The organism is Paraburkholderia sp. BL17N1 (assembly GCF_003634175.1).
Taxonomy (GTDB): Bacteria; Pseudomonadota; Gammaproteobacteria; order Burkholderiales; family Burkholderiaceae; genus Paraburkholderia.
On the sequence record NZ_RBIW01000002.1, the window covers coordinates 766,634 to 780,759 of the forward strand.

The 14,126-nt window shown below is 60.2% G+C and carries 15 protein-coding genes; 6 read left to right on the forward strand and 9 right to left on the reverse strand.

Annotated elements, in window-relative coordinates:
* Positions 1–26 precede the first annotated feature (26 nt).
* From B0G82_RS23280 to B0G82_RS23290, 3 genes are all read right to left on the reverse strand, one after another.
* Positions 27–1,457: an amino acid permease gene (locus B0G82_RS23280; protein WP_121309186.1), complete on the reverse strand. Its 1,431-nt coding sequence runs from the start codon at positions 1,455–1,457 to the stop codon at positions 27–29.
* A 257-nt stretch (positions 1,458–1,714) separates the two neighbouring features.
* The gene (locus B0G82_RS23285) at positions 1,715–3,130 is read right to left on the reverse strand and encodes an FAD-binding oxidoreductase (protein ID WP_121309187.1); all 1,416 of its coding nucleotides are present in this window, start codon (positions 3,128–3,130) and stop codon (positions 1,715–1,717) included.
* Between the two features lie 13 nt (positions 3,131–3,143).
* Positions 3,144–3,554, reverse strand: a complete 411-nt coding sequence (locus B0G82_RS23290; protein WP_116145895.1) for a nuclear transport factor 2 family protein — start codon at positions 3,552–3,554, stop codon at positions 3,144–3,146.
* Between the two features lie 282 nt (positions 3,555–3,836).
* Between B0G82_RS23290 and B0G82_RS23295 the strand changes: the two genes are divergently transcribed.
* From B0G82_RS23295 to B0G82_RS23310, 4 genes are read left to right on the forward strand one after another with little or no spacing between them, the layout of a single operon-like run.
* Entirely contained in the window at positions 3,837–4,046 is a 210-nt protein-coding gene (locus B0G82_RS23295; protein WP_012426254.1) for a DUF3311 domain-containing protein, read from the forward strand.
* Positions 4,047–4,058: 12 nt separating this feature from the next.
* Complete coding sequence (locus B0G82_RS23300; RefSeq protein ID WP_121309188.1) at positions 4,059–5,444, forward strand: sodium:solute symporter family protein; 1,386 nt, start codon at positions 4,059–4,061, stop codon at positions 5,442–5,444.
* Positions 5,445–5,466: 22 nt separating this feature from the next.
* Positions 5,467–7,125 (forward strand): amidohydrolase, encoded by a 1,659-nt coding sequence (locus B0G82_RS23305; protein ID WP_121309189.1) that lies wholly within the window; start codon positions 5,467–5,469, stop codon positions 7,123–7,125.
* Positions 7,122–8,054, forward strand: a complete 933-nt coding sequence (locus tag B0G82_RS23310; protein ID WP_121309190.1) for a GTP-binding protein — start codon at positions 7,122–7,124, stop codon at positions 8,052–8,054. Before B0G82_RS23305 ends, B0G82_RS23310 begins: the two co-directional genes overlap by 4 nt.
* Before the next feature lie 31 nt (positions 8,055–8,085).
* On the opposite strand, the gene B0G82_RS23315 is transcribed toward B0G82_RS23310, so the two are convergent.
* On the reverse strand, positions 8,086–8,907 hold the full coding sequence (locus B0G82_RS23315; RefSeq protein WP_199730210.1) for a LysR substrate-binding domain-containing protein: 822 nt from the start codon (positions 8,905–8,907) through the stop codon (positions 8,086–8,088).
* 126 nt (positions 8,908–9,033) lie between these two features.
* Between B0G82_RS23315 and B0G82_RS23320 the strand changes: the two genes are divergently transcribed.
* Positions 9,034–9,885 carry an alpha/beta hydrolase gene (locus B0G82_RS23320; protein WP_121309192.1) on the forward strand — a complete coding sequence of 284 codons (852 nt, stop codon included), beginning with the start codon at positions 9,034–9,036 and terminating at the stop codon, positions 9,883–9,885.
* Between the two features lie 51 nt (positions 9,886–9,936).
* On the opposite strand, the gene B0G82_RS41235 is transcribed toward B0G82_RS23320, so the two are convergent.
* The 5 genes from B0G82_RS41235 to B0G82_RS23345 all read right to left on the reverse strand — a co-directional run bounded on the left by B0G82_RS41235 (position 9,937) and on the right by B0G82_RS23345 (position 12,594).
* A complete protein-coding gene (locus B0G82_RS41235; RefSeq protein ID WP_309546270.1) occupies positions 9,937–10,188 on the reverse strand; it encodes a VOC family protein in 252 nt (83 codons plus the stop codon).
* Positions 10,178–10,342, reverse strand: coding sequence for a VOC family protein (locus B0G82_RS41240; RefSeq protein WP_309546271.1), 165 nt, complete (start codon positions 10,340–10,342; stop codon positions 10,178–10,180). The genes B0G82_RS41235 and B0G82_RS41240 overlap by 11 nt, the downstream gene beginning before the upstream one ends.
* 774 nt (positions 10,343–11,116) lie before the next feature.
* Entirely contained in the window at positions 11,117–11,596 is a 480-nt protein-coding gene (locus B0G82_RS23335; protein WP_116145904.1) for a type VI secretion system tube protein Hcp, read from the reverse strand.
* 21 nt (positions 11,597–11,617) lie between these two features.
* A complete protein-coding gene (locus B0G82_RS23340) occupies positions 11,618–12,163 on the reverse strand; it encodes a hypothetical protein (protein ID WP_121309193.1) in 546 nt (181 codons plus the stop codon).
* Positions 12,160–12,594, reverse strand: coding sequence for a DUF3592 domain-containing protein (locus B0G82_RS23345; RefSeq protein ID WP_121309194.1), 435 nt, complete (start codon positions 12,592–12,594; stop codon positions 12,160–12,162). The genes B0G82_RS23340 and B0G82_RS23345 overlap by 4 nt, the downstream gene beginning before the upstream one ends.
* Before the next feature lie 725 nt (positions 12,595–13,319).
* Between B0G82_RS23345 and B0G82_RS23355 the strand changes: the two genes are divergently transcribed.
* The gene (locus B0G82_RS23355) at positions 13,320–14,072 is read left to right on the forward strand and encodes an SDR family oxidoreductase (protein ID WP_121309196.1); all 753 of its coding nucleotides are present in this window, start codon (positions 13,320–13,322) and stop codon (positions 14,070–14,072) included.
* The last annotated feature ends 54 nt before the right edge of the window (positions 14,073–14,126 follow it).

Below are 14,126 nucleotides of genomic sequence, written 5' to 3' on the forward strand. Positions count from 1 at the left end.
TTTAAAAGCACGATGCAACTCTGATGTCAGCGATGGTGATGCCGATATTCCAGCGTGTCCGGTTCGCTAAAGCCGGAGCCTGACTTGCGGACGCGCAGCAGATAAGCGAGAAGCAGCACGCCGAGGCTCGCTACGCCAAACCACAACGGCTGACGTTGCTCGGGAATGAACGCCATGGCCACCAGAATGCCGACCATGCCGACGATCGCGACCCACGTGAGGTACGGGTAGCACCACATCCTGACGCGCAGTTTCTCAGGCGCATCCCGCTCGATGCGAGCACGCAGTTTCAGTTGCGAAATAGCGATCAACACGTACACGAAAATCGCCACCGTGCCGTACGAATTCACGAGGAAAGCGAACACCGTATCCGGCGACACATACGACATCACCACCGACGCGTAGCCGAACACGGTGCCGATCAGAATCGCGCGAACCGGCACGCCGCGACGATTGACCTTGGCGAGCGCGGCGGGCGCGTCGCCGTGGCGCGTCAGCGCAAAGATCATCCGCGACGCGGCGTACAACCCTGAGTTGAGCGCCGACAGCACTGCGGTCAGCACGATGGCATTCATGACGCTGGCGGCCGCCGGAATACCCATGGCATCGAGCGCGCTCACATACGGCGTCGCCATCTTCGGGGAATTCCACGGCACCAGCGCGACAACGAGCAGAATCGAGCCAACATAAAAAACCAGCACGCGCGTAATCACCGAGTTGGTTGCTTTGGCGACCGCCTTGGCGGGCTCCTGCGCTTCGGCCGCCGCGATCGTGACGATCTCCGCGCCGAAGTAAAAGCCCGTGGCGGCGACCGCGCCGCTCAGTACGGGTCCGATTCCCTTCGGCATCAAGCCGCCGTGCGAGAGCAGCGTCGGCAGCACGGCGGTGACATGCTTCGCTGCGGGCCACAGTCCCAGCACATACATGCCGCCGAGAAACAGGAACACCATGATCGCCGCGACCTTGATCGACGCGAACCAGAACTCGAACTCGCCATAGCTGCCGACCGAGACCAGGTTGGTCGCCGTGAGCGTGACCAGCAGCACGAGACTGATCGCCCACGCGGGAACGTCGGGTAGCCAGAACTGCACGAGTTTCGCCCCTGCCACGGCCTCCACCGCGACGACGATGACCCAGAAATACCAGTACATCCAGCCAGTGAGAAAACCCGCGAGGTTGCCCGACGCCCGCTTGCCGCCGAACGCGAGCCGCGCGTATTCGTAGAACGAACCCACGGCCGGCATCGCACAGGCCATTTCTCCGAGCATTCGCATGACCAGCACGACCAGCGCGCCGGTGATCAGAAACGACAGCACCGCCGCGGGACCGGCCTGTTGCACGACCACGCCGCTGCCGACGAAAAGCCCCGCGCCAATCACGCCACCGAGCGCGATCATCGTCATGTGGCGCTGTTTGAGGCCCGCCTTCAATTCCGTTGTGTCTGTAGATCGCTGCATGTCACCTCCAATTCCGTTATCCGATCGCGGACCGGGGCCGGCCCGCTTTCGCGGCCGCCCCGGTCCTATCGTCGTCAATACTGGATGGGGCGAGGACGCCCATGCGTCTCGCCCTATGATTTTTGATGAAGCACCGCGCGACTCTCGCGCATGGTGCAAGTGTGCGCCGTTGGGTGCGCGGTTGCACAGCGCGCGCGGCGAGTTGCGGGTTGCAAGTTCAGCGCCGCCCGGCGCGCGGGCGATTTACGCCCGCTGCATCAGGGTTTTTCGTCGCGCCGGAAATACAGTTGATACAGCATCCGCTGGCCAATGCGCCGGAATGGCGCAAACGGGTGCCCCGGCAACGGCGACGTGAAGATCGGCAACGTCTGCTTCGCGCCCTTTCCCGCGATGCGTTCAGCGAGCCGCCGCCCGGCCTGCTGCGAGTACGACACGCCGTTGCCGCCGTAGCCGAGCGCGTAATACACCGTCTGCATCGGATCCGGCTGATACACGCGCGGCATCATGTCGTGGCTGACGTCCACCCAGCCCCACCACGAGTAATCGATCGGAACGCCGCGCAAGGCTGGAAATTTGCGCAGCATGCCGTTGACCAGCAGATCGTAGTGCCGAGTATTGGGTGCGTCGGCGCCTGTGATCGCGGAGCGGCTGCCGATCTGCAAGCGATTGTCCGGCAGAAAGCGATAGTAGAAACGCAGCGTGCGCGTATCGGTCAGCACCTGGGTCGTGCGAAAGTTGCACGCGTCGATTTCCTGCTTCGTGAGCGGACGCGTGACCATCGAATTCGACAGGATCGGCATGACGCGGCTGCGCAGCGAGTTGTGCAGCGTTTGCGACGTATAGGCGCCTGTTGCAATGCCGACCGCGCGCGCGCGCACGATGCCGCCCGGCGTGCGCAAATGATGCACGCCGTTGATCGTTTCCCAACCGAGCACCGGACTCGCCGGATGCACCTTGGCGCCCGCTTCGCGGGCCAGCCGCAGATAGCCGAAGGCGAGCTTCAACGCATGAATGCCGATGCCCTCTGGCTCGTGCAGCGCACCGGCCGCTTCGTGATCGTTGACGTAATCGCGCCGGAAGGTCTGCTTGTCGATCAGCTCGGACGGATAGCCGAACACGTCCTTCCAGACCTTGGCCTCGGCGGCGAGCTTCTGCATGATGCGCGGACGGTGCGCGATCAGAAAGTGGCCACCGGGTTGCGGATCGCAATCGATCTCCGCGACCAGCGATTTGAAGTTGTCGAAGCCTTCCTGAATCTCGTCGTGCATTTTCAATGCGACGTCTTTGCCCCAACGCTCGATCCATTGCGAACGCGACAGGCGGCCCGAGGCGTTCTGACCTTGCCCGCCGTTGCGGCTGCTGCAGCCCCAGCTCGTCTTGTTGGCTTCCAGCACGACGGCCTTGATGCCATGCTCCCGCGCGAGACAGAGCGCAGTGGCGAGCCCGGTATAGCCGCCGCCGATAATCGCCACATCCACGTCGACGTCCGCCGTAATCGGGCCGTCGTCTTCGGGCGGCGTGCCTGCGGTCGCGACCCAGTAGGTCGGCGCATATTGCTTGCCCCAGCCCGGTCCCGGCGACACCAGCGGGTCGTACGCCGGATCGTAGCGCGTGTCGCCTTCGCGGCCGGACGGCATGCCGTGCGCGACGCGTTCGATTTCACTGTGCTCCATGTGAAGCTCCCGATCAGCGTGCGAGGTTCTGCTTCGGACGTTCCTTGCGGAAAGCCCGCTTGACCGCGATGAGGCCATCGCGGAACTCGAACAGGTCGCAACCTTCCGCCTCGATGCGCCAGCCTTCCGCGTGCGTTCCCGTGAACACCCACTCGGACACGCCGCGTTCACCGATCACATAATGGCGGCCCTTGCCCCAATGCGCGTCGGGAAAGGTCTTGAAGACGGCTTCGAAGGCCGCGCGCGTCGCGTCGCGGCCCACGAAGCGTGCGCCGAAGACTTCCGGACCGCCTGCCGCATCGAACACGCAATCGTCGGTCATGAAGGTCATCAGCGCGTCTGCGTCATGACGATTGAACGCATCGGAAAACGCGGCCAGTGTCTCGGCCGTGACGTGCTGCAGCGGGGTCTGTGTTTGAGCCATTGCTTTCTCCTCCTGGATGACTTTCGCTTTCGCGTTCGTTTCGATAAGGCATGAGACGCCGCCGGTGGCTGGCGATCCGTGAGGAAATTGTAGGCAGGGGGTTTTTTAGCCGGTAGGTCCAGTGCGGTGCTTTCGCCTGGTGCAGCGCGCCGTGACACGGGTCTCGCAGAGTCTGCGGCATCTGCTGAATTGGACTCATCGACTCCCGTCAACTGGCTCTATGGTTCTGTTTTTTTGTTCGGCAACACTGAGGGCATTGGCCACATGCTGCGAGGAGTTGACGTGCTCAAACTGTTTATCGGACTCGGCATTCCCTATCTTGGCGTGGTCGGCCTGCTGCCGTGGGTGGCGTCCGTCGATCGCTTCGTGTTGGGCGTGCCGTTCATCTACGCCTGGATCTTCGCGTGGTTCATCCTCACCTCCGGGTGCCTGATGATCTGCTGGCGCGTGTTCGACTGCCGCCACGACGAGTCCCACCCGCAAAACAGCTAAAGGAGTGTCCGGATGGCCACCGCAGTCTTTCTCGGCTTCCTCGCTTTCTCGCTTTACCTCGCGATCCGTTCGAACAAGGGACGTGGTCCGCAAAGCGTGCACGACTTCTTCGTGGCGTCGCGGCAGTTCGGCGCCTACCTGGTCTTCTTTCTCGCGGCCGGCGAGATCTACAGCATCGGCACGATGGTCGGTTTTCCGGGCGGCATCTATGCCAAAGGTCCGACGTACGGCGTCTGGTTTCTCGGCTACATTCTGCTCGCCTATCCCGTCGGCTATTTCATCGGCCCGAAGATCTGGCAGGCCGGCAAGCGCTATAACGCGATCACCCTGCCCGATCTGTTCAAAGGACATTTCCAGAGCCGCTCGCTGGAACTGATCGTCGCGGGCTCCGCGATCATCTTTCTGCTGCCGTGGGGACAGTTGCAGTTCACCGGACTTGTTGCCGCGTTGAACGGGCTCGGCTGGAACTTCAAACCGCTGTATCTGATTCTGTTCGCGGCGTTGCTCGCCTTCACCTACATCGCGATTGCCGGCGTGCGGGCATCGGCTTATATCGCCGTGCTGAAAGATATCCTGATGGTCGTCGCGATCGTGATTACCGGCGTTGCCGTGTCGATCGAAGTCGGTGTGACCGAGGTCTTTCATGCCGCCAGCCAGCATGTGAGCAACCTGATGAATCCGCATCAGTTGACCTTTTCGATGAGCACCATGTTGTTCCAGTCGCTCGGCTTCTACGTCATGCCGTTCGCGGTGCAGAACTTCTTTACCGCGAAAAGCGCGAACACGATCCGCCGCACGCAGGTCGCGATGCCGCTGTACATGCTGATGTATCCGTTTCTCGTGGTCGCGTCGTACTATGCGATCAGTCAGAACCTGCATCTCGCGTCGCCTAACGAAGCGTTCTTCGCTGCCGCGATCCGTTTGTTGCCGGGTTGGCTGCTTGGACTCGTGGCGGCCGGCGCTTCGCTCTCCGGTCTGCTCGTACTGGCCGGCATTTGCCTCGCGATCGGCCCGATCGTGACACGCAATCTTCTGCCGCGCATGCCGGAAGCTCGCCAGAAGACCGGCGCAAAGGTAGTGATCGTGTTGTATCTGCTGGTGTCGATCGTGATGACGCTGCTCACGCCGAATCTGATGCTCACGCTGATCAACACTACGTATTACGGCGTCACGCAATTCTTCCCCGGCGTGATGGTGGTGCTGTTCGGATTGCGCGTGCGGCCGTCCGCCATCGCGTCCGGCATGTTGACCGGACAGGTGCTGGCGATCATCCTGTACGTGTTGCAGATCGACCTGGGCGGCTTCAATCTGGGACTCTTGTGCCTCGGCGTGAATCTGCTGGTGCTGACCGCCGTGAACCTCACCGCCAAACCGAGCCGCGCGCATGCGCTGAGCTGAAACGAACTTCAATCACTGCCCTATGACTCAACGAGAAGAGAAGCACGCGACACAAGTCTTCGTTGCGAAAAAGATCGTGACGATGAATCCCATGCAACCCTATGCGACGCATGTTGCAATTCGCGACGGCAAGATTCTCTCGGTGGGCGACGCTGACGACGTCAAGCAATGGGGTGATGCACGAATCGTCGATACGTTCAGCGATAAAGTGTTGATGCCCGGCTTCGTCGAAGGCCATTGCCACTTGATGGAAGGCGCGATGTGGGACGCCGTCTATGTCGGCTACTACGATCGGCGCGGCCCCGACGGCCGGCGCTGGCCAGGCCTGACATCGCTGGATGCCGTGATCGAGCGCCTGAAGGCGGCTCAAGCGGAGATGACGTCGGCCGACGCTCCATTGCTCGCGTGGGGATTCGATCCGATCTTCTTCGGCACCCAACGCCTGAGTGTGCGCGAACTGGACAAGGTGTCGGCCGAGCGGCCCATCGTGATCCTGCATGCGAGCGTGCACCTGATGAACGTCAATTCGCCGATGCTCGCGCGCGCCGGGATAGACGACGAAACGGATATCGACGGCATCGACAAGGACGAAAGCGGACAGCCCACCGGCGAGTTGCAGGAGTTCGCCGCAATGTTCCCGGTCTACCGCGTGATCGGCGCCGGCCTCTCGATCGCCGCGAGCGAAAGCACGAAGGCCATCTGGAATTTCGGCCGCGTCGCGCAACTCGCCGGTGTGACGACCGCCACCGATCTGGTCAACGACTTCTCCGAACAGGGCAATCGCAATCTGCGTGAAATCACGGGGAATGCCGATTTTCCCGTGCGCATCGTGCCCGCGTTCGCTCCGCAACGTAGTCCTGAAGGCGGCGCTCAACGCGTGCTCTCGGCGATGGAAACCGCGACGCCGAAGCTGCACTTCGGGCCCGTCAAATTTATCGTCGACGGGTCGATCCAGGGCTTCACGGCACGCCTGAAATGGCCTGGCTATCTGAACGGCAAGCCCAACGGTTTGTGGCTGATTCCGCCGAGCCAGTTTGTCGAGGTGTTCAGGCCGTTTCACGAAGCCGGCCTGCAACTGCACGTGCACACCAACGGCAACGAGGCGACTGAACTCGTGCTCGACGCGTTCGAACGGCTTCTCACGCTTTATCCGCGACTCGATCACCGCCATACGCTGCAGCACTGTCAGATGGCGGACGCGAGCCAGCTCGCGCGCGCGGCGAGCCTTGGCTTGTGCATCAATTTCTTTTCGAACCACATCTACTACTGGGGCGATGCGCACTATTCGCAGACCATGGGCGCGGATCGCGCGAATCGGATGAACGCCGCGGAATCGGCGCGCCGCCTGGGCATTCCGTTTGCGTTTCATTCCGATGCGCCCATTACGCCGCTCAATCCGCTTTTCACCGCATGGTGCGCGTCGCAGCGCGAGACCGCATCGGGTCGAGTGCTCGGTGCGAACGAACGCGTGCCGATTGCCGATGCATTGCGCGCAATCACGCTCGGCGCCGCTTACACACTCAAGATGGATCACCTGGTGGGCAGTATCGAAGTCGGCAAATTTGCGGACTTCGCGGTGCTCGCCGAAGACCCCGCCGAAGTCGCGCCGCAACGTCTGAAGGATCTGGAAGTGTGGGGCACGGTGCTGGGCGGCCGCATTTTCCAGGCGCCGGCGGGATGAGTGCGATTCCGCTCGTCGTGATTGGCGGCTATCTCGGCGCCGGAAAGACGACGCTGCTCAACCATATTCTGAGCAACGCGGGATCGCGGCACATCACCGTACTTGTCAATGACTTCGGCTCGATCAATATCGACGCTTCGCTGATTCGCCAGCGCACCGACGACGTGATCAATCTGGAAAACGGCTGCGTCTGCTGCTCGATCGGCGGCCGGCTGGTCGAGGCGCTGCTGGCCATAAGCTCGCGCACTGACGCACCCGATCTGCTGATCATCGAAGCGAGCGGCGTGTCCGACCCGGTGCGCATCGCGCAGATCGGTTTGCTCGATCGCGCGTTTCGTCTGGACGGCATTGTCGTACTTGTAGATGCGGAGCGCGTCGAAGAGACGCTGGCCGATCCTTATGTCGGCGATATCGCGCAGCGGCAGATCGCGGGCGCCACGGCCATCGTGCTGAACAAGATGGATCTGCTTGGCGAGCCTGCACGCGAGGCTGTCAAAGCGCGCATTGAAGCGCTTGCGAATAGCCGTGTCATCGTTCAGGCCACACACGCGGCCGTGCCGCTCGGTTTGATCTTCGCGGAGGGGCATGCACTACCCGCGCGTCCTATCGGCGCGATGTCGCTGTCCGCCTCTCCCACCCCGCGCGATCTGTGCAGCTTTTCATTTGTCACCGACGCGTACCTGAGCCGCAAGAAACTCAAGGACGCGTTGCGGAATTTCTCGGCAAAGCTGTTGCGTGCGAAAGGTTTTGTCCGACTGGAGAGCGACGGCGCGCTGCATGAATTGCATGTGGTCGGCAACCGCGTGGTAATTAGCGCGTCGCCGGCCTGTACATCCGCCCAATCGCAGATCGTGCTGATCGGCATGTTCGATCGCGACGACGAGTTGACTGCTCGAGCGGCGCTCAAAGCCGCGGAAATCGGACCATGATCCCGGCCAACCGGGGACGCGCGCCGAAAAACTAGCGCCTCAACTCGGAGACAATCTTCTCCGCCAGAAAATCGCACGGCGGACGATTCGAAGCCGTGCTGCGCGCCAGCACCATTTCCAGCGCGGTGATTTCGGGCAAGCCGTGCGCGCGCCCCAGCAGCGTGAAGTGTGCCGGCACCGCGCAGCGCGCGAGCGGCACGATCGCGAGACCTGCTTCGGCCATCGACAGCAGGCCCAGCAGACTCGGGCTTTCATAGGAGGTGCGGTACGGAATCTTCGCGCGCTCCAGGCTGCGAATCGCGTTCTCGCGCGCGACGCTGCCCGGCAGGAACACGGCGATCGGCAACGGCCGTTCGCGCCATATCTCATCGGCGCTCGGTGCGGCCGCCCACTCCATGGGCTCATGGCGAATGAACTCACCCGACAAGCCCTTGACTCGCGTCGCGCACACCAGATCGACCGAACCGTCTTTCACCATCGGCGCAAGCGCGACGCTCGGCAAACCGACAACCTGAATCTCCACCTTCGGATAGGTCGCGGAAAACTTCTTGAGGATCGGCGGCAGCAGCGACGACGCGTAATCGTCCGGCACGCCGATGCTCACGCGCCCCGTCACGTCCGGCCGAACCACCGCCGCCCATGCTTCGTCGCGTAAGGCGAGCATGCGGCGAGCGTAGGTCAGCAGGACTTCGCCGTCCTGAGTCGGCACCACATTTCTCGGCTTGCGCATGAACAGCGGCTTGCCCAGCGCGGTTTCGAGCGTCTTGATCTGCATGCTCACCGCCGATTGCGACCGATGCACGACCTCCGCCGCCCGGCTGATGTTGCCGGTGTCGGCGACGGCGACGATCATGGTCATCACGTCCAGGTCGAGGGCTTTCAAGGAGTCTGGTATCAGAAAAGTAGATAGATTCGATCAATATTACGCGATTTTATAAAATTGCGACATGGGGCATAGTGGCCGCAAAGGAGTCAGTCCATGAACGCCCGTACCGACCTCTCAGTGCTTGCCGTGCCCGAACTGTCGTTTGCGACCATCGCATCGGGCATCTGCGTGCCGTATGTCGAGTGCGGAGAAGGCGAGCCGCTCGTGTTCGTGCACGGCTCGCTGTGCGACTACCGCTACTGGAATGCGCAGACGGCAGCGCTCTCGCAGCATTTCCGCTGCATCTCGGTGAGCCTGAGCCACTACTGGCCGGCGAGCGAGGCGTGCATTCAGGGCGAGTTCGGCTGGCAGACGCACGTCGGCGAACTGGCCGAGTTTATCGAGGCGATCGATCTTGGGCCCGTGCATCTGGTCGGCCATTCGCGCGGCGGCTGTGTGGCGTTCCATGTTGCGCGCGACTACCCGCGGCTCGTGAAGACGCTCACGCTCGCGGACCCAGGCGGTCCGCTGCAGATCGACGGCATGCCGGACGCGGCGCTGCCGGCTACGACGAATGTGTTGCGCGCGCGCGTCGCGGAACTCATCGAGAGCGAGCAGATCGACGCGGGCCTGGAGCTTTTCGTCGATTCGGTCAGCATGCCGGGAGCATGGCGCAAGAGCCCGGTCGCGTTCCGCACCATGGCGATCGACAACGCGGGCACGCTGCCCAAGCAACTCCGCGATCCGTTGCCCGCCTATTCCCGTGAAACCGCGCGTGACGTGAAATGCAGGACGCTGCTGATCGACGGCCAGCGCAGTCCGCGCATGTTCCGCAACAACGTCGAAAAGCTCGCGGAGTGGATCGATTATGCGGAGCGGCAAACCATCGCCGGTGCATCGCACGGCATGAATGCGTCGAACGCCGGTGCTTTTAACAGGCTCGTGCAGGCGTTCGTCAGCTTCTGATTCCGGCGTGGGTCGGCTTGGGTCGGCTCGGCGGTGCGGCAGATGAAAACATCAGAGGTCGAAGATGCCGCGATATTTCTCGTCGGCATCCAAACGTGTATTGATTTCGACGAGAAGGCCACCGGGCGCCTCGCAGAAAAACCGCGAGCCGCGTTCATGCTTTAACACGCCGCTTTTCATCACGACGCCGGCGCCGGCCATCTGTTCGTATAGCGCGCGAACCTCGTCGAGGGACGCCAGCTCGAAACCGATGTGAAAGTTCTGCGCCCACTCGACCGGAAGGTCGGCGGCGTTATTGATCACGATGTCGAAACCCGAGCGTTTCCAGAAAGCAGCTCGTCCCTCGCGCGGCAACCGTCCAGCCTAGATGGTCCTTGAAGAAGGCGGCGGTGGCGCTCACATCGGATGAAGGGAAGCTGACGTGATTGAGCTTCATGGCTGTGGTGATATCGGTCATCTCGATCTCCGTTGAATCGGCTCGCTCGCTGCGTTCCGTACGGAAGATGTCGGAGTAAAAGCTCGCATTCCATACTTGCATCACCCGGCTCGGGCTATCGCCCACGCAGGCCCGTGCTACGGCCGTTTCCGGACGTGCGATGCCAACTCGCGCGGGGCTTGCTCACGTTTTCTCGCGCGCTTCAGGGCCGACGAGAAACGTCACCGTGCGATGTTCGTGCGCGCCTACCGTAACGAATGCCACGCGTGGCGCGATAGCAAGGTGATGGTGCCACCTGATGCGCCCGTCACGCTGTAGACCGGCGCGGACGTGTGGGAAACGTACCGGCGGCGCTTCGCGACGTGCCGCAGCAGGCAGGCTTTCCGCTCGCTATCGAGTGGCCTGAGCTACCGGCATGAAGCCGCTATTCGCGGGCATGTGGTTCGGCTCATGTGCCTGGTGTTGACGGTGCTTGCGGCGCTTGCGCCGGGTGCCTGCACCTTCGAGCACATCAAGGGCAACTCCGACCACATAGAAGACACAGGGGGCACGGCGGGGGTGGCGCTACCGCCCGCACGCCGCGAGCAACAGCGGCCCGCTGCAGCGCTTTTTTCAGCGTCCCAACCCGCGGTGAACGGGGCATCATGACATTCTTCGATTCGTATCCGGTGCCCGCCGTTCGCGCCGAAATTCGCAATATTCACTCTCATCACGATTGTTGGCGGGTGTACGTGCTGTGTGGCATTTTCTCCAACGCATCTTCCGAGATAACGGCACGCAGCATCGGCCACCACACTATTTGACAGTACTGTTTTCCTTGATATACATCATAGCTGTTACCACCCCACCGCTACCGCCAAGCGGATTTTGAAGTATGTATTCATGCTTCATGGTTGCAAAAGAAAGCGTCACATGCTCATGACATATCGAACCATTAGCAACCGGTGAGACGTTGGTAATTACCACGTCATACATGGTGATGCGAGCGAACTCATGAGGTACGGTGCCTGCCTTACGCATGGTTAATACAGCTTTTTCAATGTGCTTTCCAGTAAAGCAGTATTTAGCCAGGTTCGGACTAGCTCGATCATATGCGTGGAAAAATCCAAGGTCTGACACTGAAGCCTTGCCCGCGCCGCCGCCTGATCCGGAAAGCATGGACGAATTTTGTGCGACTTGCCAACTCCACGACTGAACATCAATTTCGTCGAGATGCTCGAAGTCTTGAGATTCTCCCGAAATGCCGTTGATATTAATAAAAATATCTTGTGCCATAATTAAAAGTTTCGATATTGCTTACTGGAGATGACCGATCATTGCGCTGAGTCCGCCACCGGCGATTAATCCTTCTGCCTCGCCCGCCAATAGAAGAACGGCAGGAGCGCAATCCAGGGCCTTCTTTGCCATATTTGCGAAAATGCCGGGATTTACCAGCCAGGGAGCAATTAATTCCGTATTAATGCCGAGCAACATAATTGATTCACCGTATCCCGCTAGCAATCCCGCGCCACCGTCGAAATATATTGTTGCACCCTTAATATCGGATGTCGATAGTTCTTGCCTGTGAAAATAACTGGTCATATAGAGTACGCCGTCGCTCGTAAAATCTTTCGTAGAGCCCGTGCCAGACATTTCCCTGTTCAATATTGGAATAGGCGGAAGTTTGATTTTCGGCAGTCCTCGTGAGTAGCCAATTCCAAATCCGAAATAAGAAAAATCGTGAGATTGTTTCTGCGGATCATCGAGAATAATTTTTCCGCCGGAGATGGATAGTAACTCAATGCCAAGCCCGCCCGTTGCACTCGTATTGAACGACCATCCGCTTTTACGCAACGATATCATTTGCCACTTCTCCTTTCGAACAGATTGCGTTTCCAGAACAAACAATCAACCAAGGTAGAGCACAAGAAGACCATTCCAAGTGCAAAACACACAAGCGGTAAATCCCAGATATCCATAAAACGATCAATCTCTGAAGTGTGAGTGGGGTCATCTGGCCTGTAGCGGATGGGTAGTGTGTCGCCGACATTTGCGGATATAAATGCCGATTGCGAAGAGGAAATATGCTCGCCTGTTTGCGTGTCAAATTCCACCTGAACATGGTGGCCGCCGTGATTAAGCCGGGTGACTTTGCCACTCACAACTACGGAGTTGCTTATAAAATCCGTAGTCTGTGAGTATAAAAAATTCGCTGCAACCAATAAAAATACGCCGCCAGCAAAAAATATAGCGTTTTTTGAAATTCGATTTAGCTTTTCTTCTTTAATCGGCATAGTGACGAAGAGTCTGTAGCATTTAGATGATGGCGTGCGAGCATGCAAAATAACAGATCAGCCGGAGAATGTGTTTTTGAGATTTGGTGGTCCTATGCACCGCGGTTTAAGTGGCGGCGACTTTCCCCCTGCCAATCTGCCAGAAGGGGTTCACGTTGATGCAGCGCTGTCGCTTTTTGGGCGGGAGATCAGCGCTATTCCATCGCGCGGATGAGCCAAAAGGTGAAAAATTGGTAAATCTTCGAAAATCATGCAAATTGATTCGTTTGGCGACTGCGCCGCGACGATCAGCGGGCCGCAGCGTGCGGCTCATCTACGTGTCATAAGCCATCACGCGATCCTCTTCGTGGGTGTCACTCATACATGCCTCTCCTCATCGAGGTCGAAAGTGACAACGATGGCTCATCGCTTACGAGCCTGTATGAGCACAGGCTATGCAGCGACATTGAAGCCGTCGCACCTGCGCAGATCTGCAGATAGATCGGCAACTGCTGCCGGTCGATTTCAATGGTCAAAGCGGAAGTCGGAACGGTCATGACGGTCTCGCGGACAAGGGAAGCGGCAGACGATCTGTACTAGTCGGATCGTCGATTCCTGGCACTTTCCGATTGGCCATGATTCTTCCACAATGGCCTCACGCGATGAGACGGCGGCGAACACTTTCGCGCGATACGACCCTCGCCCGGCTCCCGCGCGTTCATTTACTCTCATCTGGAGAATTTGCGATGAAAATCGTCGTAATCGGTGGGTCCGGCCTGATCGGATCGCGTCTTGTCACGCTGCTTCGCGAAGCGGGCCATGAAGCGCTCGCTGCATCGCCGTGTACCGGTGTCAACGCTGTCACGGGCGAGGGATTGGACAACGCGCTCGCAGGCGCGGACGTCGTGGTGGATGTGACAAACGCGCCGTCATGGGAGCCGCAGGCGGTACTCGATTTCTTCCGTACTTCGGCGCGCAATCTTGGCAAGGCCGAAGCGGCTGCGGGAGTACGGCATCACGTAGCGCTATCCATCGTCGGCTGCGACCGCTCGCCGGAGAACGCGTACTTCGCCGCCAAGGTCGCGCAGGAGGAACTGATCAAAGCGGCCGGCGTGCCGTATACGATCGTGCGCGCGACGCAGTTCATGGAGTTCATCGGCGGTATCGCGGATTTCAGCACGGTCGACGGCACGGTACGTGTCAGCGACGGACTGTTTCAGCCGATCGCCGTGGACGATGTCGTGGCAAACCTCGCGCAGATCGCGCCTGCTGCGCCGCAAAACGGCACGGTCGAGATTGCCGGCCCGGACCGCGCGCCTTTCGCGGAGATCGTCTCACGTTATCTGAAATCGGTAGGCGACGCGCGCCCGGTGGTAACGGACCGCGATGCGCTGTATTACGGCGGCCGCGTCGAGGAACAATCGCTCGTGCCGCTCGGCGACGCGCGGATCGGCCGCATTAGTCTCGACCAGTGGCTCGCGCGCTCGAGGAAGGCTTGATTGCAGGTTTAAGCGAAACCTGAATCAACGTGTTCGCACGTGTCCTGATAGGCG

Coding starts and splice junctions, on each gene's coding strand:
- B0G82_RS23280 (WP_121309186.1), bottom strand. CDS start 1,457: ATGCAGCGATCTACAGACACAACGGAATTGAAGGCGGGCCTCAAACAG.
- B0G82_RS23285 (WP_121309187.1), bottom strand. CDS start 3,130: ATGGAGCACAGTGAAATCGAACGCGTCGCGCACGGCATGCCGTCCGGC.
- B0G82_RS23290 (WP_116145895.1), bottom strand. CDS start 3,554: ATGGCTCAAACACAGACCCCGCTGCAGCACGTCACGGCCGAGACACTG.
- B0G82_RS23300 (WP_121309188.1), top strand. CDS start 4,059: ATGGCCACCGCAGTCTTTCTCGGCTTCCTCGCTTTCTCGCTTTACCTC.
- B0G82_RS23305 (WP_121309189.1), top strand. CDS start 5,467: ATGACTCAACGAGAAGAGAAGCACGCGACACAAGTCTTCGTTGCGAAA.
- B0G82_RS23310 (WP_121309190.1), top strand. CDS start 7,122: ATGAGTGCGATTCCGCTCGTCGTGATTGGCGGCTATCTCGGCGCCGGA.
- B0G82_RS23315 (WP_199730210.1), bottom strand. CDS start 8,907: ATGATCGTCGCCGTCGCCGACACCGGCAACATCAGCCGGGCGGCGGAG.
- B0G82_RS23320 (WP_121309192.1), top strand. CDS start 9,034: ATGAACGCCCGTACCGACCTCTCAGTGCTTGCCGTGCCCGAACTGTCG.
- B0G82_RS41240 (WP_309546271.1), bottom strand. CDS start 10,342: ATGACCGATATCACCACAGCCATGAAGCTCAATCACGTCAGCTTCCCT.
- B0G82_RS23335 (WP_116145904.1), bottom strand. CDS start 11,596: ATGGCACAAGATATTTTTATTAATATCAACGGCATTTCGGGAGAATCT.
- B0G82_RS23340 (WP_121309193.1), bottom strand. CDS start 12,163: ATGATATCGTTGCGTAAAAGCGGATGGTCGTTCAATACGAGTGCAACG.
- B0G82_RS23345 (WP_121309194.1), bottom strand. CDS start 12,594: ATGCCGATTAAAGAAGAAAAGCTAAATCGAATTTCAAAAAACGCTATA.
- B0G82_RS23355 (WP_121309196.1), top strand. CDS start 13,320: ATGAAAATCGTCGTAATCGGTGGGTCCGGCCTGATCGGATCGCGTCTT.